General features: G+C 33.6%; 4 protein-coding genes and 1 pseudogene. All 5 read right to left on the bottom strand.

The window, feature by feature from the left end:
* Positions 1-45: 45 nt before the first annotated feature.
* The 5 genes and pseudogenes from CQ058_RS00385 to CQ058_RS00400 all read right to left on the bottom strand — a co-directional run bounded on the left by CQ058_RS00385 (position 46) and on the right by CQ058_RS00400 (position 13732).
* Positions 46-7059, bottom strand: coding sequence for a non-ribosomal peptide synthetase (locus tag CQ058_RS00385; protein WP_142396322.1), 7014 nt, complete (start codon positions 7057-7059; stop codon positions 46-48).
* Positions 7060-7091: 32 nt separating this feature from the next.
* Positions 7092-8069: a SagB/ThcOx family dehydrogenase gene (locus CQ058_RS00390; RefSeq protein WP_002189705.1), complete on the bottom strand. Its 978-nt coding sequence runs from the start codon at positions 8067-8069 to the stop codon at positions 7092-7094.
* Between the two features lie 527 nt (positions 8070-8596).
* Positions 8597-8674: pseudogene (locus CQ058_RS33025) on the bottom strand (DM13 domain-containing protein); the annotation flags it as partial.
* A gap of 266 nt (positions 8675-8940) precedes the next feature.
* Complete coding sequence (gene pulA / locus CQ058_RS00395) at positions 8941-11511, bottom strand: type I pullulanase (protein ID WP_105589369.1); 2571 nt, start codon at positions 11509-11511, stop codon at positions 8941-8943.
* A 517-nt stretch (positions 11512-12028) separates the two neighbouring features.
* Positions 12029-13732, bottom strand: coding sequence for a M4 family metallopeptidase (locus tag CQ058_RS00400; RefSeq protein WP_105589371.1), 1704 nt, complete (start codon positions 13730-13732; stop codon positions 12029-12031).
* Positions 13733-14008 lie beyond the last annotated feature (276 nt).

The raw sequence follows: 14008 nt of genomic DNA on the forward strand, positions 1-14008 counted from the left end.
CCTACTCTATTTAAAAAGGCGAGTTCTTGCTCGCCTTTTCATTTTTTATAATTTGTAATCACCGATTGCCTGTATTGGATTTTGAAGAATCATGTTGATTAACTGATGGATGTGATTCAATATTTCCTGTATTTTCTCCGCTTCATATACGGTTTGATCATATCCAAACTTTATTGTAAGTTTCTCTTCAGGGAAGCACATAATTCCATACTTTACATGAGGCTCATCAACAACTTCGTAATCTGTGATGGCAAAATTTCTGTTTTCATTTGAAGAAAAGATAGCTGAGTTAGTCGGATAGTTTTCAAAAACCCAAAGATGGTCAGTCAACTCAGTTTTTAATTCACTTTGTTTTTGTATATCAACAAATGAATAGTATGCATACTCATTACATTTCAATGTTTCTAGTTGTACTTTTTGCAGGAAGTCCACAAAAGATTGCGTTTCTGTCCATGCTAGTCGGATAGGCAAAACATTTGTGAACAGACCGAACATATTTTCAATCCCTTCTACTTCGGGGGGTCTAACTGATACTAGATTAGGTAATACTACTTCTCTCCTTCCGTTGTATTTGCCAAGCAATATTCCCCATACAGCTAGTAATGCCGAATTCATAGTTATATTGTTTTTAGTTACAAATGTCTGTAACTGATTAGTCAAATCCTTATCTAATGTTAAATCCATAAATGTAAAATTTAACCCTTCACTTTGAGTTGGTACTTTCTTTTTAGGAATACTAATTTTCCGATTGTATCCTGATAAATAATCCCGCCAAAAATGACGTGCTTTCTCATGATCTCGTGCTACAGTCCAATCTATGAATGTCTCAAAAGGTTTCACCATAGGTAACTCTGCCGTAGTTCCCGCATTTATTGTTTCATAGAGCTGGAATAATTCGTCTATCAAAATGCTGACGCTCCAACCATCACATAATAGATGATGGGAACTCCAAACCACCTTATGCTCGTTATTTTCTAGTTGGAATATACAGAGACGGGTCATGAGTTCATCATTTTTGAATCCTTGACTTAAATTTTCATTCATCCACTGGTCTAGGAATTCTTGCTGTTCTTGTTTCGTCATCTCAATCAAGTTTTTTATCTCTGAAATCATTTGAACATCATGTAGAACAGCTTGCCAAGGTTGTGCTTGTTCATCTTGCACAATTATCGTTCTTAAAGAATCATGACGATCAACTAATTGTTGGAAACACTGAATAAAGAGATTAATATCCAGCTCCCCCTCAAGTGCCCAAATTGTTTGTTCGAAATATGCATTTGTATCAGGTTCAGTCGCAGCATGTTCATAAATAACTTCCTGGAAAGGTGCCAATGGGTAAATACGTTCTATTTTTATTTTTGGCATTTTTTCTTGTATTTTGATAAGTGTATGTTGATTAAGTTGTTTATCTTTAACATTTAGTAATGTAACTTTATTATCGTTCATTTTGTTTACATCACTTGTTTGCGAATTTGGAAGATGATCAAGCTTTTTAACAAATTGAACCATGTCTCCTAATATAGGAAATGAAAATAAATTTTTTGGCTCCAGCTCAAATCCTTGTCTATACAGTCTGACGGAAACTTGAATCGCTTTTATCGAATCTCCACCTAAGGCAAAGAAATGATCATTTACTCCAATCCGATTTACTTTGAGTACTTCTTGCCAAACACTAGTTAATATTTTTTCCATTTCCGTTTTTGGAGCAATAAATACTTCATTTGTTTGTTTCTCCGGAGTAGGGAGCGCTTTTCTATCTAATTTCCCGTTTGGAGTCAAGGGCAATTGTTCCAAATAAACAAAATAAGAAGGAATCATGTAATCTGGCAAGTGATCTCGCAAATGCTTTCGAAGTTCTGTTGTGCTAATATTTTTCTCAGTTACCACATATGCGACTAAAAATTTTATACCATACTCATCTGTCTGATCAATCACTACTGCATGTTCGACTTGTTTGTAAGTGAGAAGACAATGGGCGATTTCTTCTAACTCTACTCGATATCCTTGAATTTTGACTTGATAATCTTGGCGGCCTAAAAATTCAATATATCCCTCAGGATGCATTTTTCCACAGTCTCCTGTCTTGTAAATAAGACCAAAATCAGGATGTGATACAAATGCTTCATTTGTTTTCTGTTCATCATTTAAATATCCTTTAGCAAGGCCCACTCCCCCGATATATAAATCTCCAATTACACCAACAGGGCACATTTTCTTTTCATAGTTCAACACATAATACGTTTGGTTTGCCAAAGGTATCCCGTATGGAATACTCTTCCAATGCGATTCCACCTGTTTGACCGGATAATAAATTGACCAAATCGATGCTTCTGTTGCTCCTCCGAGTGAAACTACTTCCGCAATCGGAAAATGTCGTTTTATTTTTTCTGGTAAAGAAAGTGGAATCCAATCTCCACTATGTAAAACTAAACGCAAGGAAGAATGTTCAAAATGAGAACCTACTTGATCTAATACCAAATCCATAATTGCAGGTACTGTATTCCAAATTGTAATTCCTCTACGTTCGACAGTACGGATTAATTCTTGCATGTCTCTTGGGTCACGAATCATTACCAACATTGCACCTGTGCTTAACGTTCCGAAAATATCGTATACAGATAAGTCAAAACACATAGAAGAAATACCAATAATACGATCATCTTCATTTACCTGATATTTTTGATTAATATCTTGAATGGTATTTGCAACCGCTTGGTGAGTAATAATTACTCCTTTCGGTTTCCCTGTACTTCCTGAAGTGTAGATAATATAGGCAAGATCTTCCGGACCAGCAATAGCAGGCATATCTTCTGTTGTGTATAATGACAAGTGGTTTTCTGCATAAAGACTAGGTTCTAATAAAAGTTTGCATGAGCTATTTTCTAAAATATATGTTTGGCGATCTGAAGGATGGTCGGGATCAATCGGAACATAAGCGGCACCTGCTTTTAAAATACCTATCATATTAGCAATTGTGTCAACTCGTCTTTGTGCTAAAAGACCAACCTTGTCACCTAGACCAATTCCTTGTTCTTTTAAAAAGTGCGCAACTTGATTGGAGCGCTTATGAAGCTCCGAGTATGTTAAGTAGTCTTGTTCAAAAACTACTGCTACTTCATCCGGTGTACGTTTTACTTGGTCTGTAAATAATTGATATAAAGTAGTCGACGGTATTTTTTCTGTTGTCTCATTGTATTGCTCAATTAAAGCGTGGTCTAACTCTTTCATCTGCAAAGATGTTACGTCACTTTGTTTCACTAATTGTTCCAATAAGTCAACAAATTGGTGAAACATCGCTTCTATCACATCAACATCAAACAATTCTTCAACATAGTTCCAGCTAATTAATAACTCTCCATTTTTTTCAATTACCACATTATCCAAATACACTTGTGGAGTCCGAGCATGAATATGGCGAAGTGAACCAAGTTGTTCCCAAGCAAAAGCCCCCGCACCTGCTAGCATCGAGGTGAAAACAATTGGCATAACTGCTTTTGGCGTCATTTGATGATATCGAGTAAAATCTCGAATGAAATTAACTCCATCGTAATGGCGATGTTCGAGACCATCTAATAAAGTAGATTGCGTTTCTTTTACTCTAGTAAAGAAAGATTGATCTGGATTCACATCAACATCCAACAAGATGAGTGAAGTGAAATCTCCCACAATTTGCTCTACTTCTTCATGAACAGGATAACGGTTAAATACAGTCAAATTAATTGCCAATCGACGTTGATTACTCCAATATGCCAATACATCACCATATATTGTACAAAGCAGAGCCGAAGGAGTTACTTCTTTCTCTTGTGCTAACTTTCGTAGCTTTGTCCATATTTCATTGTCCAGGATCTTATTAAGTGATTGAAACTTAGGAGTAGCAATCTCTGCTGGATCCTTTTTTAACAGCAAAGAAGGCGCAAACGGAAAGTCAGGAAGCTTACTTGTCCAATAATCTTTTGCTGTTTTATATTCTGTACTTTGTTCCAGTTCATCATAGATAAACATGTAATCTTGAAAATCAAAAGATAGAGGTTCTAACCTTTGCTCTGGTTTATAATAATAATGAAACAAATCCTGTCCAACGATGTTCATGCTTGCTCCGTCCATTAATAAAGCATCGTATCGAAAACATAATAAATACGTGTCTTCTTTTAAAAGAAAGGCTTTTAATTCAAACAAAGGCCATTGCCCTAAAGGAAATACATGATTAGTCATTCGAGAACGTTCTTCTTGTAAGCGAGCATTTTGATTCCTATCATCTAAATCTATGAGACTTACTATTTCAATCTCGTAATCAGGAACGCTTTGTAATATTTGCTGTTCTCCCTCTGGTAAAATTACAGCTCGTAACATCGGATGACGTTGAATTACCTTTTGAAAACTTTTTGAAAGACGATTGATATTCAATTCTGTTTCATATTCAAAATAAGTTTGAGGTGAAATACCACTTAATTCAAACTGTGAATTCCGTCCTAACATGTACGCTGTCTGAACCTCTGTTAAGGGAAATGGCTTAGACAAATCTTTAACATGGGTTGGTCTATTTTCAAAGTTTTCCGTTTTATGCTCTAACTTTACACAAGTACTAAGTTGAGCAATCGTGGGATGCTTAAAAAAATCTGTTGTACTTATTTTTAAGCAGTCTTTTCTTAATAAATTAATTACCTGAAGTGCTTTAATCGATTCTCCTTTTAAAGCAAAAAAATTATCATGAATACCGATTCCCTCAAGCTCCATAACTTTTTCCCATGCATGCACCAATTTTTGTTCAATTTCATTGTGCGGGGCAACGTATGGAATTGATACATAATCTGTTTGTGTTATATCTAATAACCTTTTCCTATCTACTTTCCCATTTGGATTCAACGGAATCTCTTCCACCTGAATCATTTTTTCAGGAATCATAAACTCAGGTAATTTATCACTTAAATATTTTCTGATTTCATCAAAAGAGACCTTATTATCCGATACATAGTACGCAGCTAATAATTTCCTATTTCCATATACTTGATCAACAACGATAGCTTGGTTTATTTCTGGATATTCCCTTAACTGGCTTTCGATCTCTCTTAATTCAATCCGATATCCCCGAATTTTTACTTGATGATCCATTCGACCTAGATATTCAAGTTCTCCATTAGGCAACCAACGAACGAGATCACCCGTATGATACATCATTTCTCCTGCCGTAAAGGGACTCGGTACAAACTTTTCATCTGTCAGTTTAGATTTCCCAAGATACCCTCGTGCTACCGCCACGCCACCAATGCAGAGTTCACCCGGAATTCCAAATGGTTTTAATTGACCATACTTATTCAATATATAGGAATGATAATTCGGGTTGGGACTTCCAATCGTAACTTCTTTGGCAGAGCTCAAATCCTTTACTGTTGCACAAATGGTTGTTTCTGTAGGACCATAAATATTTAAAATTGTCGCTTCACTGATGCATCGAATTTTTTCAACCAAATCAATGGAAAATGCTTCTCCCGCTAACAAAATAGATTTTAAATCTTTTAGAAAATTTGCCCCTTCTGGATCACTCAAAATCACTTCCATTCGCGATGGCGTTGATTCCCATAAATCCACCTTATGTTCTTTGACCAAATAAGCTAATTCTTTTGTTGCGAACTGATCCTCTGTAGCAATAACTACTTTCGAACCTTGTGTTAAAGGCAGACATATTTCTAACAAGGAGATATCAAAAGATACACTAGCAAGAAACAAGAATGACTGATTATCTTTTACTTTTTCTCTCATTACACTTAAAAAATGGACAAGAGATTTCTGTTCTACCATTACCCCTTTTGGATTCCCTGTCGATCCCGATGTGTAAATAACATAAGCTAAATCATTAGGATAACTTTCTCGAACTAAATTACTTTCCTCATCACCTTGGAAGAGATATTCCTCATCAAGATACAGCACTTCACCCGCAAATTGCGGCAATTCTACTTCTGTTCGCTTGCTCAGTAAACATTTCGCTTGACTATCTTGTAACATATATTCAATTCGTTCATTTGGATAGTTAGGATCGATTGGTAAATACGCTGCTCCTGCTTTTAAAATCCCCACCATGCCAATGATCATTTCCAATGACCGATCTACCATAACCCCAATAATACTTTCTTTGGAAACACCTTTACTTTGAAGAATAGAGGCCAATTGATTTGCTTTCTTATTCAATTCTCTATATGTCAAAGATTGATCATTACAAACAACAGCAATTTGATCTGGGGTTTTTAACACTTGTTCCTCAAACAAATTTTGAAATGATTGAGACAATTCTATGTCCGCCTGACCTTGATTCAATTCTTCTAGCAACTCTTTCTCTTCTTCTGAAATGATACAAATATCTTTCACAGCCAAATTCGAATTTGTTGACACTTGCTTTAAAACATAAAGATATGAATTTGCAAACTGTTGCAAAGAAGAGAATGAATGAGACTTGAAAGAAATTTGAACTTCAAATTCATTATGTATTTCATTCCATTTTCTTTGTATCCAGATGGCTAAATTATTCTCTGCATATTCTTCTATCGAATTTTTATTATGTAATCCTTCCATCCCAATAACAATTTGAAAAGGAGTTAAATGGTGTTTCGCTAATAATTCAGAGAGTGGATAACTCTGATTGTCATACCCGAATAAAGTCGTTTGTTCAATCTGATTTACTACTTGTTTAAAGCTGTGATGCGGATGGATTTCACTTCCTAAAGGAATCAACTTATTAAGATTCTCGCTTTGTTCAATATTCTTTTCAATTACAGGAATACCAATAGTAATCTTTTCTTGATCTGTATAGTGTGCCAAACAAATCCTTAACGCGGCCTGTAACCAGCTAAATAATAATAAATCTTGAGACTTAATTACTTTTTGTATACTTTTACTAAACTCTACATTCATTATGACTTGAACGTGCTCGCAAGGATTTTCTTTATTTAGTTGGTAACCGCTATTAAATACAGAAAAATCGAGAACCTCGGAAGATAACTGCTCCTTCCAAAAAGCCTCTACCCCTTTATTTTCATGAATCGAACTTCGATCTTTAATGTGCATTTTTATCTTTATCCCCCTAATATTCATTTCATCTATTCGTTAATTTCCAAGCCAACTTCAAGCCCATGGAGAAATACTTGATGGTTATCCAAACATAAAAATTGCTGAATCTCTTCAAATTTCATATGACCAACTGAACAAACGCCTAAATTCAATGTCTCAGCCACCATATTTAAGGTAGCAGTGATAATACCAGACTCAATACAAGCAAATAAATATCCATCTGAACCGTATTTCGGGATGGAAGCGTTCGCATTATAAACCAAATAAACTGAAAAGGCAGACTGAGTAAATAAATCTTGGTTAATTGACTCATGATCACTTTTGATTACTTGATCAATATTATTTACAATAACAAGACAGTTTTTTGATGGGTTATAATAATAAAACCCAGCTTTCATACCTTCTATACGTTTTGGTTTTATATAAATAAAGATATCAATAGGGTAGAGTCCGCCTGCACTTGCGTAATGATAGTATATATTTTCTTTCCTAACCTGTTTTAGAGTTGATATGAATTGGGAAAATTCTAAAAAACTAATATGTTTTTTCATATCAAATTGGCGACAAGACCTACGTTCCTTGATTATAGTGGGTAACTCATTTGTTGTTTCAAGTTGAATTTCGGTTGACCGCACAGCATGGTGTGTTCGATTCAATTGTTCACTCATATACTTATCTAAATCTTCTTTAGAAAAGCGAATCTGGTTGCTATATGGATTCGGAAAAATCTTTTCTTGTGTGGAAAATACTTCTCTTGGGGGTAATATGTTACTTACTAACACACGATTTTTTATCATAAGCTCTATTGTTTTTTGTGTCTCTTCTACATTTCCTAACGAAAAGTGCTCTACTAGTTCACTAATTTTCACACCTTTTTGAGTCAAAAAATAAAACTCAGGAAACCATTCAGACAGAACGCCTGCAAATCTTGTTTCTCCTATCAAAATTTCATTATGCAACTTCTCCCAATGCTTAATAGGAGACCAGTAATAAATTTGCTCGCTCATATAACCCTCCATAAATGTTTTACTTATTTTCAAAATACAATTTTCTAATCTACAAAAATAATCTTTAGATTCTGCCCCTTGTCTCATAGTGATTATAAATACATGTACTTCAACGAAGCTTGAGAATAATAAAATAACTTTTTCTTCATTAAATTTTTTTATTTCATCATAAAAAATGATTTTTTATTAGACATTTCACATCCTTTCCCATAGTAATCCTATAAGGTATAAACCATTTAGAACATTAAGAATTTTCATGTATTTCCAATGTGAAATTATTGTAATGGATTGGAAAGCAGATGGAAATAGTTATTAAACAAAATAATATTGAGAAAGTTTTATTTGTTATAGCGATAAAATTTTCTAATGAGATTTATTACAAATAGATTAAGAAAAGAATTTGAAATTTTCCTTTAGAAGTTAGTGTAAAAATGCACATACTATTACATACAAGTGAGTTACTAACATATCGTATTTAAAATAGAGAAAAGACACCATTTAAGGTGTCTTTTCTCTATTTTAATTCCATATACTTTTGCATCTTTGCTATTTTTTAAACGATTTGTAGGAATTAATACAACTCGAACATCTAGCCCGTTAGATGTTCGAATATATAATAAAAATTATATAAATTAAGAATGTGCTTCAGATAATTTTATAAATAAATACAAAGATATCTTCTCCTCCTACTGTAACAATAGCAATAATCTCTTGTCTATTTTCGTTATTAAATTGTAATATAATTACAGTATGTGAAATTATATTACTTTAACTTTAAAAGCGAAGTGAAAACAACCTTCACTTCGCTTTTTTCATTTGCAATCCCTATTCAATTTGCTCAATTCAGTATATACTTTCACATTATTTGCTTTTATTTAATCGGTTTCTCTGTTTTTAAAACTAGTGAACTTAATGCAGGAACTTTAATTTTATTGTCATGGACAACGTAAAGTGTTTTACTTCCCGCCTGATTCTCGTTTACTAGCACTTTCCATGGACCTTTCGATGGAAGTGTTATGTCAACGGCTTCCCTATTTGCATTGTGAGCCACCATAAAGTATTCGCTTTTATTCCCACTTCCCTTTCCATCTATTGTATAAGCTACAACATTTTTGGGAACATCGATAAAAGCTACATACTTTTTAATTTGCTCTGCAGAAGTCATACGAAAAGCTGGGTATTTTTTGCGTAAATCTATTAAGCCCTTCATATACTCTCCTTCATTATTAAATGCTGCACGGCGTAACCAATCCATCTGGTTAATAGAATCAGGAGATTTGTAACTATTATGATCACCATATTTTGTGCGCATAAACTCTTGTCCTGCATGTAAGAATGGAATACCTTGTGATGTTAATAAAATAGAAGAAGATAATTTATGCATTTGTTTTCGCATTTCTTCACTGTCACCTGAATTAGTCAACTCAAGTTTATCCCATAAAGTATGATTGTCATGTGCTTCCACATAAGTTAGCACCTGCTCCGGATCTTGATAAGTAGACGAATTTGTATCATAGTCAATACCAGCTGTAATGCCTTTTTTAATACGGTCTTCCATGTTTTGCTTTCCATTTACAAAACCATTTTCTTTCTCCTCAAATACACTACCTTTCAATCCATCACGAATATTATCGTTAAAATGAGCAATCCCTTTCATTTTCTCCGCATTTTTTTGATTTGCTTTCAATTCAGCTGCAAGAGGTGTATTTAAATCCCAGCCTTCTCCATGCAGAATAATAGAAGGATCAATTTGATTAACAGCTTTACGTATCTCATTCATCGTTTCATAATCATGAATACCCATTAAATCAAAACGGAACCCATCTAAATTGTATTCTTTTGCCCAGTATGTGACGGAATCTACCATAAATTTTCTCATCATCTTTCGTTCTGAAGCGGTATCATTCCCTACTCCAGTTCCATTTGCTAATGTTCCGTCTTCATTGTAACGATAATAGTAACCTGGAACTAACTTATGAAAATTTGATTCAGCAGCATTATACATATGGTTATATACTACGTCCATCACAACACGAAGATTATTATCATGCAATGTTTGAATCATTTGCTTTAATTCAGTTATTCGAACAGTTGGCTCAAAAGGATTTGTAGAATAGGAGCCCTCTGGGACGTTGAAATTTTTCGGATCATATCCCCAGTTATATTGTGGTTCATTTAAATTCTCTTCATTTACTGAAGCATAATCAAATATCGGTAAAAACTGAACGTGAGTAACACCAAGATCTTTCATATGATCAAGTCCTGTTTTTACACCTTCAGGCCCTTTTGTTCCTTTTTCTGTTACACCTAAATATTTTCCTTTTTGCTTAATACCACTTTCAGGTTGAATGGAAAGATCGCGTACATGTAATTCATAAATAATAGCATCTTCCGGATTTTTAAATTTTGGCTTTTTGTTTGCTTTCCATTTTTTCGGATTTGTTTCTTCTAAATCAACAACTGCACCTTTATCTCCATTTACAGAAGCAGCACGCACATACGGATCAACCACTTCAGTCCACTTATCCCCAATTTTCACCTTATACGTATAAAAGAGACCTTTTTGGTTCCCTTTAAGTTCTGCTTTCCAAGTTCCCTTTTCACCTTGTTGCATGTTTATTTCAGTACCTATTTTATCGCTCCATTTTTTATATGTAACTAACTTCGCTTCACTCGCAGTAGGAGCCCATAAACGGAACTTTGTATGTTGCGGAGTATATATATTCCCTAAATCATTACCACCATAATAAAATAAATTATCAAATTCCTCGCTACGAATGACTTTACCGATTTCAGTATTCGCATCAGCTAAGTTTGCTATTTTAACTTGGTATGTTTGTTTTAAATCAATTTTCTGTTCCGTAATTATTTTAACCTTATTAGTAATATCTCCACTATTTTTATCATAAGGACTAATTCCCTTAATTTTAACGCCTTCAATTTCAATTTTCTGTTCCTTACTATTAAACGGAACATTAGTCGTTACAGTAATTTCATTAAAACTATCAATAGTAGCTTTTTGAATTGAGAGATCCGAAGAAGGCTTAGAGTTATATATTTTTTCATCACCCGAAAGGATCCATACTTCAGCACGACCATCCCTTATATTTTCAACCCAGTGATCACCTCCATCTTTTTCCCATTCATTGGTACGAACTATAAATCCTACACGATTATAGTCACCATCTATTTTTATCTTAGCGTATTTTCCAAATTCATCTTCACCAGTAAATTCATAAGATTTACCGTTTGCATTTTCTCCCCATACCCAAAGATTCCAGTCTTTTGTATTTCCAGATTTCTCTTTGTAATGAATGATAACTTCAGTTGTTTTCGAATTTGAAACTGCCTTCACACTCTGAAAAGAGAAAACAGATGATAACATAACGATTATGGCAAGTAATAAAAATGATTTGTTAATTAATCTTTTTGTCATTTGCACCACATACACCCTTTCTTTAAATATTACGAAAAATTTATTATGCTCATACTACGAAACACGGTTTAAATTAATCTAGGAATCTCTTTTACTTCACCTCCATATTGGCTATTTTTACGTATGTATTTCAATGATCTTTTAATACGAAAATCAAATATAAGATGGAAATAACCCTTACGAAAACGTTTGCATTAAAACTCAAAAAAATAGATTTGTTTATTCCTTCTTATAGTTGTAAATACTAAAAGATCAGGGAAATCATTTTAAAGCAATCGTTTGTTATCGCTTTCATTCTATAGCACTTACTATTAAAAGGTCAATATATTATTAATATTCTGTTTTTATATCCTTGAAATCTTATATATTTGTCGTAACTTATTGAAGATAGATGCCTGATTATTGCTTAGTAATTTTATTTTCACTAATACATTGCTACGTAAAAAATCAGCTAATATCCTTAAAATGACATTAGCTGATTTTCATAATGTATTAATATACGAATGGAAACTATATTTCTAACTTACTTAATTTTTGCTGCATCAAATGCCTTTTGAACTGCTTGAACTTCAGCTGTATTCGCACCATATTTATTAGTTGCCACTCGAATACATGCTGATTTCAATTCTTTGAAATTAGATGTCATGTTTAACTCATCTGTATTTGCATAATAGAAAATATCAAACATTTTATCTTCACCAATTCCTTTAACAGTTACTCCGTTATGAGTTCCGCCTTTTGCAATGAGATACGCAACTTTATTAATAATACTTGAATTAAAATGAACGCCACCTTGATCCCATCCATTAAAATCGTTAAATTCACTGTAATCATCTGGATACGGTACTCCAAGTGAAGATGGAACAGAAGCTGGGTTTTCCATATCACGGAAAACAGATCCAGTTTGTTCGCCCATTGTCCAGTTAAAGCTTCCATTATTTACGTATTTCTCAATAGATGTTCCCATAATATCAGATAGCGCCTCATTAATCGCACCAGATTCACCGTAATATTCAAGATTAGATTCGCTAGAAGTAACAGCATGTGTAAATTCATGTCCAGCTACGTCATATGCCTTGACAATAGGATCGCCATATACAAGCATACTTCCATTATTAGCACTTAATGCATTTTGCCAATTTTTCGGATCGTTCGTATCTTCAGAATCCCAAGCATGTACAACTGAAACTACCTTTTGTCCCTTATTATCAAAACTATTACGCTTATATTTATCTTTATAAAAATCAAATACCTTTGTTGCTAAGTAATGAGCACTTACTGCTTTTGAATCGTTAAATGTTGTTGAAGTGCTGGTTGCTAGTGTACCAGGATAATAGCTTTCTTCTTTAGTAATATCTCTGTAATTCACATCATATGTTTCAATTCCTTGCCCTCTTGTATAATCAGCAAGTGCATATTTGCCATTACTTTGTTTAGAAATACCAAATGAACGAGATATACCTAAATCATCTTTTCCTGTTCCAGTTAATGATGTAAGACTACTTTTTTTACTTTCCTTTAAAGCTCCAACTAGTTTTTCACTTGTTTTTAAGTTAGATTCTTGTACCATATTTTTTAACATATCACCATTTTGTGCATTTACTAAATAAGTTCCGGAAACATAGTTTGGTGTTGCCGCTTCAAAGGTAACTTGGTATGCATTGCTAGCTTGTCCATTATTTTCATCAACAAAAATAACTTCCTTAACTTCTGGCTCAGAAATAAACTTGATATCGTTCCCGTACTTCGTATAAATATATTGTTTCGCTCCATCTTTTGATAGATTAATAGGCTTTTTCAATTCTTCTTGTTTTAAATTTTGCGCGCTATCGCCTGAAACACTTTTAATAACACCCTTATTATCTACGTGTGCAGTTAATTGATGGCCATATACTTCTTTTCCTTCGTATGTTTGCTGCATACGCACAAGTGTTGTTCCATCATACGAACCACGTTTTTGAAGAACTTTATAATCTACTCCTGTTTCTCCATTGACTTGATTTGGAGAAAGAGCTTGTTCAGCTTTCTCCTTAAGAGCATCTTTTACTACATTCTCTGGTGTTTTTTTTGACGGTTGTGTAAGTTCACCTGAACGGAATGAGTCCTCCTGAATTTGAACTTGAAGTTGATCTGTTTCCTCTGCATGACCTATTCCGTATGGTGCCACAGCTGTTAAAGCTAATCCTGTTGTTAATGCTACCTTAGTTAATGTCTTTGTGTTTTTCATTTTTTCACCTCGTATAATTTTTGAAATAGAAAGCTTGTACAAAGTATACTGTCTATTTATGTCGAAAAAAAGAGAAAATACAAAATTTATGTAATATTATGCAAAATTACATATATGTGGTCGATAAAATAAAAAATGAGCCCTTTTAGGTGCTCATCCAATTGGTTAGTCGTTAATTATCTATATTCATTCTAATCAAAGTACACTTATATCTTATTAACAACATAAAAAACCACTCTTTACTATTTTAAGAATTGTAGTCAAATACTTTAGTGA

The organism is Bacillus sp. MYb56 (assembly GCF_002976445.1).
In the GTDB taxonomy this organism is placed as follows: Bacteria; Bacillota; Bacilli; order Bacillales; family Bacillaceae_G; genus Bacillus_A; species Bacillus_A mycoides.

Coding starts and splice junctions, on each gene's coding strand:
- CQ058_RS00385 (WP_142396322.1), bottom strand. CDS start 7,059: ATGCACATTAAAGATCGAAGTTCGATTCATGAAAATAAAGGGGTAGAG.
- CQ058_RS00390 (WP_002189705.1), bottom strand. CDS start 8,069: ATGAGCGAGCAAATTTATTACTGGTCTCCTATTAAGCATTGGGAGAAG.
- CQ058_RS00400 (WP_105589371.1), bottom strand. CDS start 13,732: ATGAAAAACACAAAGACATTAACTAAGGTAGCATTAACAACAGGATTA.